The 15,578-nt window shown below is 74.7% G+C and carries 15 protein-coding genes; 7 read left to right on the top strand and 8 right to left on the bottom strand.

Features of this window, described 5'->3' with window-relative positions:
- Positions 1–38: 38 nt before the first annotated feature.
- The 3 genes from ACFY7H_RS02145 to ACFY7H_RS02135 all read right to left on the bottom strand — a co-directional run bounded on the left by ACFY7H_RS02145 (position 39) and on the right by ACFY7H_RS02135 (position 3,942).
- Positions 39–1,478: an aldehyde dehydrogenase family protein gene (locus ACFY7H_RS02145; RefSeq protein WP_388931737.1), complete on the bottom strand. Its 1,440-nt coding sequence runs from the start codon at positions 1,476–1,478 to the stop codon at positions 39–41.
- A 156-nt stretch (positions 1,479–1,634) separates the two neighbouring features.
- The gene (locus ACFY7H_RS02140) at positions 1,635–2,834 is read right to left on the bottom strand and encodes a thiolase family protein (RefSeq protein WP_388931734.1); all 1,200 of its coding nucleotides are present in this window, start codon (positions 2,832–2,834) and stop codon (positions 1,635–1,637) included.
- Between the two features lie 445 nt (positions 2,835–3,279).
- Entirely contained in the window at positions 3,280–3,942 is a 663-nt protein-coding gene (locus ACFY7H_RS02135; protein WP_388931732.1) for a GPP34 family phosphoprotein, read from the bottom strand.
- 291 nt (positions 3,943–4,233) lie between these two features.
- On the opposite strand from ACFY7H_RS02135, the gene ACFY7H_RS02130 reads away from it, so the two are divergent.
- On the top strand, positions 4,234–4,698 hold the full coding sequence (locus tag ACFY7H_RS02130) for a type II toxin-antitoxin system PemK/MazF family toxin (RefSeq protein WP_388931729.1): 465 nt from the start codon (positions 4,234–4,236) through the stop codon (positions 4,696–4,698).
- Positions 4,699–4,975: 277 nt separating this feature from the next.
- On the opposite strand, the gene ACFY7H_RS02125 is transcribed toward ACFY7H_RS02130, so the two are convergent.
- A complete protein-coding gene (locus ACFY7H_RS02125; protein ID WP_388931726.1) occupies positions 4,976–5,791 on the bottom strand; it encodes a TIGR02452 family protein in 816 nt (271 codons plus the stop codon).
- Positions 5,792–5,898: 107 nt separating this feature from the next.
- On the opposite strand from ACFY7H_RS02125, the gene egtA reads away from it, so the two are divergent.
- Genes egtA through egtD form a run of 4 tightly spaced genes read left to right on the top strand, consistent with a single transcriptional unit; the run spans position 5,899 to position 10,335 of the window.
- Entirely contained in the window at positions 5,899–7,296 is a 1,398-nt protein-coding gene (gene egtA, locus ACFY7H_RS02120) for an ergothioneine biosynthesis glutamate--cysteine ligase EgtA (RefSeq protein ID WP_388931723.1), read from the top strand.
- Positions 7,293–8,615 carry an ergothioneine biosynthesis protein EgtB gene (egtB, locus tag ACFY7H_RS02115; RefSeq protein ID WP_388931720.1) on the top strand — a complete coding sequence of 441 codons (1,323 nt, stop codon included), beginning with the start codon at positions 7,293–7,295 and terminating at the stop codon, positions 8,613–8,615. The genes egtA and egtB overlap by 4 nt, the downstream gene beginning before the upstream one ends.
- Positions 8,615–9,373: an ergothioneine biosynthesis protein EgtC gene (egtC, locus tag ACFY7H_RS02110; protein WP_388931718.1), complete on the top strand. Its 759-nt coding sequence runs from the start codon at positions 8,615–8,617 to the stop codon at positions 9,371–9,373. The genes egtB and egtC overlap by 1 nt, the downstream gene beginning before the upstream one ends.
- The gene (gene egtD, locus ACFY7H_RS02105) at positions 9,370–10,335 is read left to right on the top strand and encodes an L-histidine N(alpha)-methyltransferase (protein ID WP_388931716.1); all 966 of its coding nucleotides are present in this window, start codon (positions 9,370–9,372) and stop codon (positions 10,333–10,335) included. The genes egtC and egtD overlap by 4 nt, the downstream gene beginning before the upstream one ends.
- Here the strand turns inward: egtD and ACFY7H_RS02100 are convergent.
- The 3 genes from ACFY7H_RS02100 to ACFY7H_RS02090 form a co-directional block, all read right to left on the bottom strand.
- Positions 10,227–11,198 (bottom strand): lysophospholipid acyltransferase family protein, encoded by a 972-nt coding sequence (locus ACFY7H_RS02100; protein WP_388931714.1) that lies wholly within the window; start codon positions 11,196–11,198, stop codon positions 10,227–10,229. The genes egtD and ACFY7H_RS02100 overlap by 109 nt on opposite strands.
- Positions 11,195–12,052, bottom strand: coding sequence for a GNAT family N-acetyltransferase (locus ACFY7H_RS02095; protein WP_388931711.1), 858 nt, complete (start codon positions 12,050–12,052; stop codon positions 11,195–11,197). The genes ACFY7H_RS02100 and ACFY7H_RS02095 overlap by 4 nt, the downstream gene beginning before the upstream one ends.
- A 257-nt stretch (positions 12,053–12,309) precedes the next feature.
- The gene (locus tag ACFY7H_RS02090; protein WP_388931708.1) at positions 12,310–13,572 is read right to left on the bottom strand and encodes an extracellular solute-binding protein; all 1,263 of its coding nucleotides are present in this window, start codon (positions 13,570–13,572) and stop codon (positions 12,310–12,312) included.
- A gap of 162 nt (positions 13,573–13,734) precedes the next feature.
- Here ACFY7H_RS02090 and ACFY7H_RS02085 point away from each other — a divergent pair, with 162 nt between their 5' ends.
- A complete protein-coding gene (locus ACFY7H_RS02085; RefSeq protein ID WP_388931705.1) occupies positions 13,735–13,950 on the top strand; it encodes a dodecin in 216 nt (71 codons plus the stop codon).
- 31 nt (positions 13,951–13,981) lie between these two features.
- Here ACFY7H_RS02085 and ACFY7H_RS02080 read toward each other — a convergent pair whose 3' ends face one another.
- A complete protein-coding gene (locus ACFY7H_RS02080; protein WP_388931702.1) occupies positions 13,982–14,476 on the bottom strand; it encodes a hypothetical protein in 495 nt (164 codons plus the stop codon).
- Between the two features lie 86 nt (positions 14,477–14,562).
- On the opposite strand from ACFY7H_RS02080, the gene ACFY7H_RS02075 reads away from it, so the two are divergent.
- On the top strand, positions 14,563–15,555 hold the full coding sequence (locus tag ACFY7H_RS02075) for an MsnO8 family LLM class oxidoreductase (RefSeq protein WP_388931699.1): 993 nt from the start codon (positions 14,563–14,565) through the stop codon (positions 15,553–15,555).
- The last annotated feature ends 23 nt before the right edge of the window (positions 15,556–15,578 follow it).

Raw genomic sequence — 15,578 nt, 5'->3', positions numbered from 1 at the left:
GGGCGGGGGAACCTCCTGGGCCCCCCTGGCGGATCCCGTCAGAAGGGGTGACCGGGCGGGGTGGGGCGGGCCGTGGTCCAGCGCAGTTCGGTGAAGGCGTCCAGGTTGGCCTCCCCGCCGAACCGGGCCCCCGTACCCGAGGCGCCGACCCCGCCGAAGGGGGCCACCGCCTCGTCGTTCACGGTCTGGTCGTTGACGTGCACGATCCCGGTCGGTATGCGCCGCGCCAGTTCCAGGCCGTGCGCCGCGTCGGCCGTGACGATGCCCAGGGAGAGCCCGTACGGGCCCGCCGAGGCCAGCTCCGCGGCCTCCTCCTCCGTCGCGAAGGAGCGTACGGGCGCCACGGGGCCGAAGACCTCCTCCGCGTAGGCGGGGGTGTCGTCGGCCATGCCCGCCAGCACGGTCGGCCGGTAGAAGAGGTCCCGGTGCGTGCCGCCCGCGAGCAGCTTGGCACCCTGCTGGACGCTGGCCTCGACCAGGCCGTGGACCCGCTCCAGCTGGCTCCGGTCGATCAGCGGGCCCAGGTGGACGGGCTCGCGGAAGGGGTCGCCGACGGTGAGGGCCTCGGCTCGGGCCGCGAGCCGCTCCACGTACTCGTCGTACAGCGAGGTGTGGACGAGGTGGCGGCCCGCGGTCATGCAGATCTGGCCCTGGTGGAAGAAGGAACCCCAGGAGGCCTGTGCGACGGCGGCCCCGACGTCGGCGTCGGCCAGTACGACGAGGGCGGAGTTGCCGCCCAACTCCAGGTGGGCGCGCTTGAGGTGACGGCCCGCCAGTTCGCCGACGGTCCGGCCGGCGGTGGTGGACCCGGTGAAGGAGATCACGCGTACGAGCGGGTCGGCGACCAGCGCGGCGCCCGTATCGGCCCCGCCGGGCAGTACGTGGAGCAGCCCGGCCGGCAGTCCGGCCTCCGCGAAGACGGCGGCCAGGGCGAGGCCGCCGCTGACGGCGGTGCGGCGGTCCGGCTTGAGGAGGACCGCGTTGCCGAGCGCGAGGGCGGGGGCGACGGAGCGGATGGAGAGGATCAGCGGGGCGTTGAACGGGGCGATGACGCCGACCACCCCGGCGGGGACGCGGCGGGTGAAGGAGAGGCGTGGCGCCTCGCTCTGCAGGACCTGCCCGGCCGGGCGTGAGGCCAGCGCGGCGGCCTCGTAGCACTCCTGGGCGGCGACGTGCAGTTCGAAGTCGGCCTTACCCGGTATGGATCCCGACTCCCGGACCAGCCACTCGCGCAGCTCGTCCGCGTGGGCCGCGAACAGGTCCCCGGCACGGCGCAGTACGGCCGCCCGCTCCAGGTGGGTCGCCCGCTCCCAGTCCCGCTGCGCGGCCCGGGCCCGCAGGGCCGCCTCGGCGACGTCGGCGGGGGCGGCGAGGTCGACGGTGGCGAGGGTACGGCCGGTCGCCGGTTCGACGACCGGGCCGGTACCGCCGGTGAGTGTGGGTCCGTCCTGCCAGAGGGTCGGGTCGAGCAGCGGCATGGCGCGGGGCCTCCGGGTGGGGATGGGCGGGCGGGGCGGTGGGGCGGCGGCAGGCGCCATCGTGCCAGACCGGAGGCATCATCTCTGTTCAGTTATTGGGCAGTTGAGGGCAAGGCGTGACCGGAAATGATCGACGCGGTCCCCGGGCCCGGGGGCTCAGCGTTCCAGGACGAGGGCGATGCCCTGACCCACGCCGATGCACAGCGCCGCCATCCCGGTACCCGAACCGGCCGCTGCCAGCTGGTGCGCCACCGAACCCGCCAGCCGGGCGCCCGAAGCGCCGAGGGGGTGGCCGATGGCGATGGCACCGCCGCGCGGGTTGACCACCGCCGGGTCCAGCTCCGGCCAGGCGGCGAGACAGCCCAGCGCCTGGGCGGCGAACGCCTCGTTGAGCTCGAACGCGGTCAGGTCCGGGAGGGAACGGCCCGCCTTGGCGAGGGCCCGCTCCACGGCGTCGACCGGGCCGAGGCCGAAGAGCTGCGGCTCGATGCCGGTGACGGCGGAGGCGCTGATCCGGGCGAGCGGCTCGCGGCCCGTGGCCGCAAGGCCCTCCTCGTCGGTGAGCAGCAGGGCCGCGGCGCCGTCGTTCAGGGGGGAGGCGTTGGCGGCGGTGACGGTGCCCGAACCGTCCGTACGGAAGGCCGGCTTGAGGCGGGCGAGGGCCTCGGGGGTGGAGCCCTCGCGGATGCACTCGTCGCGCGGGAGGTCCGCGCCGGGGTAGGGGACGACCTCGTCGGCGTACAGCCCGCCGGCCCAGGCGGCCGCGGCCTTGCGGTGGCTCTCCAGCGCGAAGGCGTCCTGGGCCTCGCGGGTGATGCCGTGCTTCTCGGCGACGAGCTCGGCGCCCTCACCGAGGGAGGCGGTCCACTCGGCGGGCATCCGGGGATTGGTCATCCGCCAGCCGAGGGTGGTGGACCACATCTGCTGGTGTCCGGCGGGGAACGTGCGCTCGGGCTTCTCCACCACCCAGGGGGCGCGGGACATCGACTCGACACCGCCGGCGATGGCGATGGAGGCGTCGCCGAGAGCGATGGCGCGCGCCGCCTGGATCACGGCCTCGAGGCCGGATCCGCAGAGGCGGTTGACGGTCACGCCGGGGACCGTCACCGGCAGGCCGGCCAGCAGCACGGCCATGCGGGCGACGTCACGGTTGTCCTCGCCGGCACCGTTGGCGTCACCGAAGACGACGTCGTCGATGCGGGCGGGGTCGAGGTCGGGCGTACGGTCCACCAGCGCGCGCACGACGTGCGCCGCGAGGTCGTCCGGGCGGACCCCGGCCAGGGCTCCGCCGAACTTGCCGATCGGGGTGCGGACGGCGTCGACGACGTAGACGTCGCGGACGGTGCGGATGCTCATGGCGGCTCTCCTGGCGGCTCCGTACGGCCGGCGGCGGGCCGGTGCCGAAGTGGGGCACCGGGACACACCCCCGGGCACGCCCGGTGGGGCGCGCCCGCAGTCTCCGCCGCGGCGTCGGTGCGTGTCAACGGTGGACGGGGTGGCCCTTGCCCCGGCCGGGCGGGGTGCGAGTGCCCCGTGGGGCGGGCCGGGTCCGGTGTGCCGACGCCGGCGTCCGGTCCGGCCGCGGGTGGCCTCGCCGGCGCCGGGGGCGGGGCCTGCGTCCTGGGCACGGCCGAGGCGTCCGCCGCACGGGCCGGCGACGAGGGGCAGGAACTGCCGGCTCCCTCGTTCGGGGCGACGGTGGAGCCCCCCGGCCGGGGGTTCACGATCGCCCGGCGCCCGCCCGGCGTCGGCATCGCCCGACCGGATGCCGCGTCGCGGTCGGTGGCCGGGCGGAGCGGGCTCAGAGGAGGATCGTGGTCGCCGTCACCAGCGTGATCGCGACCATGGCCGCCTGGGTGTCACGGATGGCGGCGCGAACGCTCTCGGCCGCCCACTGGCCCTCGGCTATCTCCGCCATCCGCGCGGCCACCGGCTTGCGCGGACCGTCGGGGAAGGCCAGGCCGTGCAGCTTCGTGGAGTGGATGAGGGCGATGAGGCCGGCCGTGCGGGTGTCCGGCTCGGCGCCGTCCAGCACGACGGCGCGGAGCCGGTCGCGTAGCTCGCGCTCGACCGTGCCGTCGGCTTCCGGGTAGCGGCGTACCGGGAACACTCCGAGCACCTTGCGCTTCTCCTCGGCGACCACCCCGCGCTCGCAGAGGCGCGCCACGGCCGCCGGGACGGCCTTGGGCTGGTCCTTCGTCAGCCACTCCGACACACCGTGCTTGGCGCGCTGCCGCAGCCAGGTCCCGATCAGTTCCGTACGGCTGTCCAGCAGCGGCTCCCCGGTCGGGGTGTCGTCCGTCAGCTCGAGGCGCTTGCCGGTGACCGAGACCTTTCCCTCCAGGACCAGTTCGAGCAGCAGACCGCCCGCCACGGCCCAGCCGGCCGACTGCCGCTGCTGCGTCGAGCCGGACTCGTCGTCCAGGGACAGCAGAACGACCTCTTCCGCCAGTGTGATCGCCATTCCGCTACTCCCGCACGCTCAGTGATCTTCTTCTCATGGGGTGAGACGCCCCGGGGACGGGAGAAGTTCCCCGGGCGCTCCCGACGTTTTTGGGGGAGTTGACGACAACTTGCCCCCCCGGCACACGGATACCGCCCCAAGCTCGCCGCGAGTTGCCCCCTCAGGGGGTGGCCGGCTTCCTCGCCCCCGGGTGCGGTGATGTCCGCGTCGGCGGGGAGGGCGGCCGGGAGGAGGAGGACGGCGCGCGCCGCGCGGGGCCCGTGGTGTGCGGGAGCCACTAACCTCGCCCGCATGACGGCACCTTCGCAGCACGGCAGCAGCCACCTCGAGCAGCCCGGCCGGGACGGCCTCACCGCCACCGCCGAGGCGGATCCGCGCGCCATCGGCCCGGTCCGGACGGAGTACGCCCCCGACCCGGACGGGGACCCCGACCCGGGCGAGATCGTGTGGACCTGGGTCCCCTTCGAGGAGAACGACGGGCGGGGCAAGGACCGTCCCGTGCTGGTGGTCGCGCGGGAGGCGGGCGGGGCGACGCTGCTCGCGGTCCAGCTCTCCAGCAAGCGGCACGACTTCGACCGGGAGTGGGTGCCGATCGGATCCGGACCCTGGGACGGCACGGGCCGGGAGTCCTGGGTGAACCTGGACCGGGTGCTGCGGGTGCACGAGTCGGGGATGCGGCGCGAGGCCTGCGCGCTGGACCTGCCGCGCTTCCGCCTGGTGGTGGACCGCCTGTGCGACCGGTACGGCTGGCAGTAGCGCGCGCCCGGGGGCCGGACGCGCGTGCCCCGGTGCCGGGCCCGGGGCTCCACGGTTGCGGGGCCAGGGCCTGATCGGGCCCGTGCGGTGGTGTGCGCCGCCGTGGGCTGGGGATCCGGGCCGGGGCGGCAGAGGCGTCGGCCCGCCGTGGGCCGGGGATCCGGGCCGGGAGAGGCATCGGCCCGAGCGGCGGTGCGTACGGCTTCCCGTCGCCCGGACGGACCAACCCCTCGGCGCCGGGCTGGAGCGGCGCTCCTCCCGTCGGCCCGGCGCCGGCTCAGCAGCCGGCGAAAGCCGCGGCGAAGGCCTGACGGGTGCGGGGGTCGCGGTCCAGGATGCCGAACACCACCCGTTCGAAGACTCCCGCGAAGCGGCCGGTCAGCGCCGCCCGGAAGGCCTCCGCCACCTGCCCCGGGTCGTTCTGGAACACCCCGCACCCCCACGCCCCCAGCACCAGCCGCCCGTACCCGTGCAGCGCGGCCACCTCCAGGACCAGCCCGGCCCGCCGGGCGAGGGCGGCCGGGATCTCGTGGGCGCGCTCCGGCTCCTGGCGGCGGATGGTGCCCGCGTTCGGGGCCGGGGAGGTGAGGAATCCGGCGCGGAACGGGGTGTCCAGCAGTCCGCCCCGGTCGTCGCGGAAGACCGGCACCCCGGGGCAGTGAATCACCCGGTCGGTGTAGAAGGTGCTCTTTCCCGCGCGGTGGACCTCGTAGTACTCCGGGGCCTCCAGCAGGGTCTCGTACAGGGCCGAGGCGCGGCACAGGGCCTCCTCCTGGGCCTTGGCCCCCCTGACGTAGCCGCCCCCGGGATTGCGGGCCGAGGCGAAGTTCAGGACGGCCACCCGGCCCTCCGCCGCGAGGCGGCGCGCCGCGACCGTGCTGCTCTCCCCCGTGACCTCGAAGACCGTCGGGTGGCCACCTCCAACGGACTCCCCGTCTGGAATGACCTGTTTCGGCCCATATATTCTGGTTCCGGCCTTGGCTTCCGCCAGGTCGGCGGCGAGGGAGACCCGCCGCCCCGACCGCGTCCGGTACTCCCCGGACGCCACGATCAACGCGTTCTCCCGCGCGATCTCACGCAATCTGCCGCTCACGCCCCCATCCTGTGACGCAGGGCCCGCGGCGGCAAAGGAATTAGCGCTCCGATGACGGGTAGGCACGGGTGACATCACGGCCGACGACAGGAGACGAGGTTCCGGCCATGCCCGAGGACTCCCCCGCTCCATTCGCCCAGAACGCCGAGCAGAACCCCCTCACCGAGGCGGCCGCCGAGGACCTCGTCCACGGCATCTGCTTCAAGACCGGCCCGCCCCGCCTCCTCGGCGCCGAGCTGGAATGGCTCGTCGTGGACATCGAGCGGCCGTGGCTGCCGCTGACCCCCGAGAGGCTGACCGCCGCCCACGCTGCCGCCCGCGCGCTGCCCCTGAACTCCCGGCTCACCGTCGAACCGGGCGGTCAGCTGGAGCTCAGCTCGGCCCCCGCCGACTCCCTCGCCGCCTGCATGGACGGCCTGCGGGCCGACCTCACCGCCGTGCGCGGCACCCTGCGCGGCCAGGGCCTCGCCCTCCGCGGCCTCGGCCAGGACCCCCGGGAGCCGCTCGACCGCCTGCTGACCAGCCCGCGCTATGACGCGATGGAGACCTACTTCGACCGCACCGGCCCCGCCGGGCGCGCCATGATGCGCTCCTCCGCCTCGGTACAGGTCTGCGTGGACGCCGGCCACGAGGAGCCGGGTCCGCTCGGGTACGGCCGCCGCTGGCAGCTCGCCCACCTGCTGGGCGCCGTACTGGTGGCCGTCTTCGCCAACTCACCCGGCCGCGAAGGCCCGTACCGGGGCTGGCGGTGCGCCCGGCAGGGGATCTGGAGCGACATCGACCCGCGGCGGGCGCTCGCCCCGCCCCTGGACGCCGAGCCCCGCGCCGGCTGGGTCCGGCACGCGCTGGACACCGAGGTGATGTGCGTACGGTCGCCGGGCGACGGCCCCTGGGCGGTGCCGAGCGGGCTGCGCTTCCGCGACTGGCTCCGTACGGGCGGCGAGCGGCGGCCCACCGCCGAGGACCTGGAGTACCACCTCAGCACGCTCTTCCCGCCGGTCCGGCCGCGCGGTCACCTGGAGCTGCGGATGATCGACGCGCAGCCGGGCGAGAACGGCTGGCTGGTCCCCGTGGCACTCGTGCACGCGCTCTTCGACGACCCGGAGGCCTCGGAGACCGCCTACCGGGCGGTGAAGGCTCTGGCCGACGCGTACGGGCCCCGGTGCGCGCCGCGCAACCCCCTGTGGCGGACCGCCGCCCGGTCGGGGCCGGCCGATCCGGAGCTGCGCGCGGCCGCGGCGCTCTGTTTCCGGGCGGCGGGCGAGGCGCTGCCCCGGCTCGGGGCGGACACGGAGGTCCGGGACGCGGTGGGGGAATTCGCGGAGCGCTACGTACGGCGCGGCCGCTGCCCCGCCGACGACGCCGAAGCCGCAGCCGCCGCCGGAACCAGAGCCGGAACCAGAGCCGGAGCCGGAGCCGGAGCCGGTGCCGGCCAGGCCGATGTCACCGCCCGAGCCGGGGAACACCGGCGACGGCCGCCCGCCGCGAAGGGACCGCGCCCGTGACCACCGAGACCCGCCCCCAGATCCATCCGGAGCCGCTGCGCGAGCGCGCCGTGGCCGCCCTGACCGCCGCCCGGGCCCGCACCGCCGCGCTGACCGACGTGGTGAGCGACCGGGACCTGACGGCGCAGCACTCCCCCCTGATGTCGCCCCTGGTCTGGGACTTGGCGCACATCGGGAACCAGGAGGAGCTGTGGCTGCTGCGCCACGTCGCCGGCCGCGAGTCCATGCACCCGGAGATCGACTCCCTGTACGACGCCTTCGAGCACCCCCGCTCCGAGCGGCCGAAGCTGCCCCTGCTCGGCCCGGAGGCGGCCCGCCGGTACGCGGCCGAGGTGCGCGGCCGCGTCTTCGCCCTGCTGGAGCGCACTCCGCTGGAGGGTACGGCCCTGCTCGACGAGGGGTTCGTCTTCGGGATGATCGCCCAGCACGAACAGCAGCACGACGAGACGATGCTGATCACGCACCAGCTGCGGGCCGGTGCCCCGGTGCTGACCGCGCCTGACCCGCAGCCGCCGCAGGGCCCCCCGCCGCCGACGGCGGAAGTGCTCGTCCCGGGCGGCCCGTTCACCATGGGCACCTCCGCCGAGCCGTGGGCTCTGGACAACGAACGGCCCGCGCACGTGCGGGAAGTGGCGTCCTTCTGGATCGACACGGTGCCCGTGACCAACGCCGCGTACCAGGCCTTCATCGCGGACGGCGGCTACCGGGAGCGCCGCTGGTGGGCCGCCGAGGGGTGGGAGCAGATCCGTGCGCACGACATCGGGGCGCCCCTGTTCTGGCACCGCGAGGGCGGCCAGTGGCTGCGCCGCCGCTTCGGCGTGACCGAGCCGGTGCCCGATGAGGAACCGGTTCTGCATGTGAGCTGGTACGAGGCGGACGCGTACGCTCGCTGGGCCGGCCGCAGGCTGCCCAGCGAGGCGGAGTGGGAGAAGGCCGCCCGCCACGACCCGGCCACCGGCCGCTCCCGCCGCTACCCCTGGGGCGACGCCGACCCGACGCCCGCGCACGCCAACCTGGGCCAGCGCCACCTGCGACCGGCCCCGGCGGGCGGCTACCCGGCCGGGGCCTCCCCGCTCGGGGTGCGCCAGCTGATCGGCGACGTGTGGGAGTGGACGGCCTCGGACTTCCTGCCCTACCCGGGATTCCGCGCCTTCCCCTACCGGGAGTACTCGGAGGTGTTCTTCGGTCCGGCGCACAAGGTGCTGCGCGGCGGCTCCTTCGCCGTGGACCCGGTGGCCTGCCGGGGTACCTTCCGCAACTGGGACCTGCCCGTGCGCCGGCAGATCTTCTCCGGCTTCCGCACCGCGAGGGACGTCTGATGTGTCGTCATCTCGCCTACGTCGGACCGCCGGTGGCCCTGGAGCGGCTGCTGAGCGAGCCGGAGCACTCCCTGGTCCGCCAGTCCTGGCAGCCGCGCCGCCAGCGGTCCGGCACGGTCAACGCGGACGGGTTCGGCGTCGGCTGGTACGCCGAGGGCGATCCGGTCCCGGCCCGCTACCGGCGTTCCGGGCCCGTATGGAGCGACCCGACCTTCGCCGACCTCACCCGCGTCGTGCGCAGCGGGGCGTTCCTCGCCGCCGTACGCGACGCCACGCTGCCGGGCGCGGACGGGGAGGCCGCCGCGGCCCCCTTCGCGTCGGGGCCGTGGCTGTTCAGCCACAACGGGGCGGTACGGGACTGGCCCGACGCGGCGGCCCCGCTCGCCGCCGGCCTGCCGCCGCGGGACCTGCTCCAGCTGGCGGCGCGTACCGATTCGGCGCTGGTCTGGGCGCTGGTGCTGCACCGGCTGCGGCAGGGCGACGACATGGGCACGGCCCTGGCGGAGCCGGTCCGCGAGCTGTCCTCGGCGGCTCCCGGCTCGCGGCTGAACCTGCTGCTGACCGACGGCGCGACCATCGCGGCGACCGCCTGGGGCGACTCTCTGTGGTACCTGGCCGACCCGGCGGCGGGGCGCGTGGTCGTGGCGTCCGAACCCCATGACGACGACGCCCGCTGGAACGAGGTGCCCGACCGGACCCTGCTGACCGCCACCCGCACGCGGGTCGCCCTGACCCCCCTCAAGGAGACCTCCCCGTGAGCGACTTCCACATCACCCGCACCCTCGACGAGCACGCCGCCGACAAGGCGCTGCGCGCCGACGTGCTGAACGGACTGACCCGCTTCCCGAAGGAGCTGCCGCCGAAGTGGTTCTACGACGCCCGGGGCAGTGAACTCTTCGAGGAGATCACCCGGTTGCCCGAGTACTACCCGACCCGCGCCGAGCGGGAGATCCTGCTGGAGCGGGCGGTGGAGATCGCGGCGGTCAGCGGTGCGCGCACCCTGGTGGAGCTGGGCTCGGGCTCCTCGGAGAAGACCCGGCATCTGATCGAGGTGATGCCCGCGCTGCGGACGTACGTGCCGGTGGACGTGAGCGAGAGCGCGCTGACCGGTGCCGGCGAACTGCTGCCGGCGCAGCATCCGGGGCTGGAGGTGCACGCGCTGCTGGCCGACTTCACGAAGCCGCTGCACCTGCCGGACTCGCCGGGTCCCCGGCTGGTGGTGTTCCTGGGCGGCACGATCGGCAATCTGCTGCCGCTGGAGCGGGCGGTGTTCCTGGAGTCCGTACGGGCGATGCTCTCGCCCGGGGACGCGCTGCTGCTGGGCACCGATCTGGTGAAGGACGAGGCCGTGCTGGTGGCCGCGTACGACGACGCGCGGGGGGTGACGGCGGAGTTCAACAAGAACGTGCTGGCGGTGATCGACCGGGAGCTGGGCGCGGACTTCCACACCGCCGACTTCGACCACGTGGCGGTGTGGAACCGGCAGCACGAGTGGATCGAGATGCGGCTGCGGGCCCGGCGGGCGGTCACGGTCAAGGTGCGGGCGCTGGACCTGCTGGTGCCGTTCGAGGCGGGCGAGGACATCCTGACGGAGATCTCCGCGAAGTTCCGTCAGGACGGCGTGCGCGAGGAACTGGCGAAGGCCGGGCTGGAGCTGACGCACTGGTGGACGGACGCCGCGGGCCGCTTCGCGCTGTCCCTGTCGGTGGCCGGGGGCTGATCCGGCGCCGCGCCGGGCCGTCGCCGTGCGGGTACGCCCGCCGGCGGCGGCAGCTCCTGCGCGGCGTCGCCGAGGACGGCCCGCCACGCCGCCTCCGCCAGGTCCCGCCGGGCGCTGTGGCGGCCCGGCGGGATCCGCGGCAGCAGCCGTACCTCGGCCCGTATCCCGCGCGCCCGGGCGATCCGCCACAGGGAGGCCGTCAGCGGGTCCTCGCCTACGAAGGCGGGTGCCCCGGCGGGCTCCCCGTCCGCCAGCCGGTACGCGATCCGCACCGGCTGTACGGGTACCCGCGCGTCCAGCGCCGACTGGAACGCGGCCCGCCGGAACGGCCCCTGGGCGCGGCCGCACCAGGTGGAGCCCTCGGGGAAGACGGTGACCCGGTCCCCGGCCCGCAGCGCGCCGGCGAGGGCCTCGACGGTGCGGGGAAGCGCCCTGATCCGGTCGCGTTCGATGAACAGGGTGCCCGCCCGGGCGGCGAGCCGGCCGAGCACCGGCCAGCCGCCGATCTCGCTCTTGGCCAGCATCCGGCCGGGCAGGACGGCGGCGACGAGCGGGACGTCCAGCCAGGAGATGTGGTTGGCGACGATCAGGCGGCCCTCCGGTGCCCCGTCCGAACCCGCGGTGCCGCGCACGGTGATCCGTACGCCCATCGACCGCACGAGCGCGGCGGCCCAGGCCCGGACCAGGGCGCGCCGGGGCCGGTCGGGAAGGAGCCGGACGGGCGGGGTGGCGGCGACGGCGAGCAGGACCAGGGTGAGGGCGGTGCCGAGCCGGAACGCCGCGCGGGCCGGGCTCGCGCTCTTCCCCGGGTGTCCGGCGCAGGCCTCGGGGGTGCAGGGCGAGGTGGGCAGCCAGCCGCTCATGCGCCCGGGGCGAGGGAGAGGAAGTGGTTCAGGTAGCGCGGGTTGGTCCGGCGCAGGGAGAGCAGTACGTACAGGTCGGCGCAGCCGAACCCGGCGTCCAGGGCGGGCTCCCCGCAGACCCAGGCGCCGAGGCGGAGGTATCCGCGCAGCAGGGGCGGCAGTTCCATGCGCCCGGGGACGGTGATGCCCTCGGGGCTCCACGGCAGGTGCGGGGTGACGCGGTACTCCTGCGGGGCGAGGTTGCGGGCGAGGACGGCCTCTCGGGTGGCGGCGGCCAGCACCCCGCCGTCGGCGAGCGGGATCGAGCAGCAGCCGGCGAGCCAGTTGTGGCCGCTGCGCTCCATGTAGCGGGCCAGGCCGGCCCAGATCAGGGCGATGACGGCGCCGTTGCGGTGGTCGGGGTGCACGCAGGAGCGGCCGACCTCGACCAGGTCGGGGCGGATCGGGGCGAGGGCCGAGAGGTCGAACTCGCCCTCGGAGTAGAGGCGTCCGGTGACGGCGGCGCGCTCCGGGGGCAGCAGCCGGTAGGTTCCGACGACCTGCCCGGTCTCCTCGTCGAGGACCAGCAGGTGGTCGCAGTACGCGTCGAAGGCGTCGGTGTCCAGGCCGGGCTCCGGGCCTTCGAGGCGGGCGCCGAGCTCTCCGGCGAAGACCTGGTGGCGCAGCCGCTGGGCGGCCCGGACCTCGTCCTCGTTCCGGGCGAGGCGGACGGTGTAGCCGGGGGCCGTAGCGACGGCGGGGGCCGTGGGGACGGCGGGGGCCGTGGGGACGGCGGGGGCGGCGGGGGCCGTGGGGACGGCCGCGGCCGGGACTCGGTGTGCGAGGGGGGACGGGGACAGGGGGGCGATGGTCATGGCTGCTCCTGATCCGGGCACGGGGAGCCGGGCCGCAGGTGGCGGGCCCGGCTCCTCTACTTCTTCCGTGACCGGCTGGATTCGGCGTGACCACCCAGCGGCACCCGGATGTGCGGAGGCTGAACTCGGCGGGTGACTCGGAGGACGACGCGGCGGGCGGGCGCCCGGCGTGGCCCCGGCCGGAGTTCCGGCGGGATCGCGGGCCGGCTGTCCCGGGCCACTCCGGGCGGCTGCCCCAGGCCGCTGCCCCGGACGGCTCAGCGGTCGGAGCTGAGGATCCGGCCGAGGGTGTCCGAGGCCGCCTTCGCCGCCTGCCGGGGGTCCTGGCCGGTGAGCACGGCCGTCATGTACGGCTTGATCGGGTTCTTGGCCTCGACCTCGGCCCAGCGTGCGGACTTCGGCGTGGCCCGGCCCTGGGCGGCGCCGGGCGCCATGGCGGCCGCGCCGTCGTTGCCCTCCACCACGCGCGCGAGGGTGGTCTTGTTGGGGACGTAGCTCATGGTGCGGGCGAGTTCGGTCTGCCACTTCTCGCTGACCAGGGCGGTGATCACGTCCACGGCGCGGGCCCGGTTGCGGGTCTTCTCCGGGATGATCAGGTCGGAGCCGCCGGTGAGGACGGCCCCCGCCTTCTCGGAGGTCTTGCCGGGGATGGGGAAGAAGCCGAGCTTGCCCTTGAGCGCGGGGTTGGCGGCCTCGATCTGGGCCGCCTGCCCGGGCGTGGCGATGATCTGGGCGACCTGGCCGCGGGCGAAGACCTCGTACTGCGGGGGCGTCTCCTCGTCGGCGGACTTGGGGCCGTCACCGAGGGCCTGGAGCTGCTTGTAGAAGTCCATCGCGGCGAGGGCCTTGTCGTCGTCGAGGCCGCCGACCCACTGGCCGCCGGTCTCGACGGCGAGTTCGCCGCCCTCGTCCCAGACGAACCCGGCGAGGACGTACCAGTTCTGGCCGGGGAGGTAGATGCCCTGCTGCTCGCCCTTGTCGAGCCTCTGGGTGGCGGCGATCCACTCCTGGCGGTTCCTGGGCGGGGTCTTGATGCCGGCACCCGCGAACAGGTCCTTGTGGTAGATCACCACCCGGTTGGCGGCGTACCAGGGCACTCCGTACTGGGCCCCGTTGACGCTTCCCGGGTCGGAGAGGCCCTTGAGCCAGTCCTTGCTGCCCCATGCGCGCAGGCCTTCGAGGGTCACCTCGGAGACGCCGCCGGTCTCGACGTACTGGGCGACCTGGGTGTTGCCGACCTCGATGACGTCGGCGCCGTCCTCGGCCTTCCCGCTGAGGACGGCGTTGACCTTGTCGCCGATCCCCTTCCACTCCTGGATCCGCACGTCGAGGTCGGTGCCGGGGTGCCGCTTCTCGAAGTCGGCGGTGAACCCGGCGATGAAGTCCTCGGAGGCGCTGCCCCTCATCAGCCACAGCGTCACCTTGTCGGCGCCTCCACCGGATCCCGCCGATCGGCCGCATCCGGTGAGGGCGGCGGCGGCCACGAGGGCCGTGCACACGGCGAGGAAGCGCATCTTCACGGGGTCACCTTCGGGGGACGGATCTCAGATGGCTTGAAATTGGCATAGACCAATGGCCGGGTCAACCCTCTTTCACCCGGGATTGTTCGCGCAAAGTTCGCGGACCCGGCCTTACTGGGGCACCTTGGAACAAGGCAACAGCGACGACTGGCGGGAGACCCCATGTCCAACCACACCTACCGGGTGACCGAGATCGTCGGCACCTCCCACGAGGGCATCGATCAGGCCATCCGGAACGGGATCGCCCGTGCGGGGCAGACCCTGCACAATCTGGACTGGTTCGAGGTCACACAGATGCGCGGGCACATCGAGAACGGTGAGATCGCGCACTACCAGGTCGGACTGAAGGTGGGCTTCCGCCTCGACGGCGAGAACTGAGGCCGAGGACTGGGCTACGGACAAGAGCCGGTCAGGTGCGGCCCTCGCCCTCCTGCGCCTGCTTCAGCTCCGGCGCGTCCGCGGCCCAGTCCGCCAGCAGCACCCGGAAACCAGCCGCCCGGGCGGCGTCGCAGACGAGCTCGTCGTCGTCGACGAGCACCCGCACCTCGCGGTCGCGGGCGATGCGCCTGAGCACGTCCAGCTTGGTCACCCTGGCCGGGCGCCGGTCCTGGTCGCCGCGCATCCACACCCGGCCTTCGGGCAGCCCGTGCCGGGACAGCCAGTCGGCGGTGTCGGCCCGGTAGCGCTCGGGCCTGCCGGTCAGGTACATCACCTCGCAGTCGGCCGCGCTCTCCACCGCCAGCGCCACGCCCCGGGCGAGCGGCGGATCGGCGGGGGCCGCGCCGAAGAAGCCCGCCCAGTCGCGGGGCCGGCCCTCCAGGAAGTGCTGGCGGTGAGTCGTGTCCGCGAGGGTGTTGTCGATGTCGAAGACGGCCAGCGGCCGGCGGGATGCGGTCTTGGTCATGTACGCAGCCTAGGTCCCGCCTCCGACAGCGCACCGGCCAGCGCACCGGCGGGGAATGCCTCCAGCCGCCGCGCGTTGAGACCTCTGTGATCCCAAAAGTCTCGGTACTCGACCGGTCCCGCATCCGCGAGGGGCACACCGCCCCGGAGGCCCTGCGGGACACCGTGGAGCTGGCCCGCGCGGCGGACGAGCTGGGCTACCACCGCTTCTGGGTGTCGGAGCACCACAGCGTGCCCGGGGTCGCGGGTTCCGCTCCCACCGTGCTGGCCGCCGCCGTGGCCGCCGCCACCCGGCGGATCCGCGTCGGAACCGGCGGGGTGATGCTGCCCAACCACCAGCCGCTGGTGGTCGCCGAGCAGTTCGGGGTACTGGAAGCCCTCTTCCCCGGCCGGATCGACATGGGGCTCGGCCGCTCGGTCGGCTTCACCGGCGGCATCCGGCGGGCCCTGGGCCGTGACACCGCCGATGCCGACCGCTTCGAGGAGCAGCTGGCCGAGCTGCTGGGGTGGATCGACGGCAGCCAGCGGGTCCACCCCGAGGTGCACGCCCGCCCGGCGGAGGGGCTGCGGATCCCGCCCTTCGTGCTGGCCACGGGGAACGGCGCGGGGATCGCCGCCCGGGCCGGACTCCCGGTGGTGGTCGGAGACCTGCGCGGCCGCGCCAGGGTCACCGAGGTGGTGCGCCGGTACCGGGAGGAGTTCCGGCCGTCCGCGTGGGCGGCGGAGCCGTACGTGGTGGTCTCGGGGACGGTCGCGGTGGCCGCCACCGAGGAGGCCGCCCGGCGGATGCTGCTGCCGGAGGCCTGGGCTCTCGCGCTCTCGCGGACCCGGGGCAGTTTCCCGCCGTTGCGCCCGGCCGAGGAGGTCGCGGCGCTGGAGATGGCCCCGAAGGAGCGGGAGCTGTACGAGGGGGGCCTCGCCGGACACATCGCCGGTACCGCCGAGCAGGTCGCCGCCGCGCTGGCCGAGGTCGCGGAGACCACGGGTGCGGACGAGCTGCTGGTCACCACCTCGACGTACGACCGGACCGCCCTGCTGGACTCCTTCACCCGGCTGGCCCGGATCGGCGGGCTGGGCTGAAGGGTGTTGCGGAAGGCTCAGTG

The sequence above is a fragment of the Streptomyces sp. NPDC012794 genome (genome assembly GCF_042901085.1).
In the GTDB taxonomy this organism is placed as follows: Bacteria; Actinomycetota; Actinomycetes; order Streptomycetales; family Streptomycetaceae; genus Streptomyces.
This window is presented reverse-complemented; position numbering and strand designations above follow the sequence as displayed.

Coding starts and splice junctions, on each gene's coding strand:
- ACFY7H_RS02145 (WP_388931737.1), bottom strand. CDS start 1,478: ATGCCGCTGCTCGACCCGACCCTCTGGCAGGACGGACCCACACTCACC.
- ACFY7H_RS02140 (WP_388931734.1), bottom strand. CDS start 2,834: ATGAGCATCCGCACCGTCCGCGACGTCTACGTCGTCGACGCCGTCCGC.
- ACFY7H_RS02135 (WP_388931732.1), bottom strand. CDS start 3,942: ATGGCGATCACACTGGCGGAAGAGGTCGTTCTGCTGTCCCTGGACGAC.
- ACFY7H_RS02130 (WP_388931729.1), top strand. CDS start 4,234: ATGACGGCACCTTCGCAGCACGGCAGCAGCCACCTCGAGCAGCCCGGC.
- egtA (WP_388931723.1), top strand. CDS start 5,899: ATGCCCGAGGACTCCCCCGCTCCATTCGCCCAGAACGCCGAGCAGAAC.
- egtC (WP_388931718.1), top strand. CDS start 8,615: ATGTGTCGTCATCTCGCCTACGTCGGACCGCCGGTGGCCCTGGAGCGG.
- ACFY7H_RS02100 (WP_388931714.1), bottom strand. CDS start 11,198: ATGAGCGGCTGGCTGCCCACCTCGCCCTGCACCCCCGAGGCCTGCGCC.
- ACFY7H_RS02095 (WP_388931711.1), bottom strand. CDS start 12,052: ATGACCATCGCCCCCCTGTCCCCGTCCCCCCTCGCACACCGAGTCCCG.
- ACFY7H_RS02085 (WP_388931705.1), top strand. CDS start 13,735: ATGTCCAACCACACCTACCGGGTGACCGAGATCGTCGGCACCTCCCAC.
- ACFY7H_RS02080 (WP_388931702.1), bottom strand. CDS start 14,476: ATGACCAAGACCGCATCCCGCCGGCCGCTGGCCGTCTTCGACATCGAC.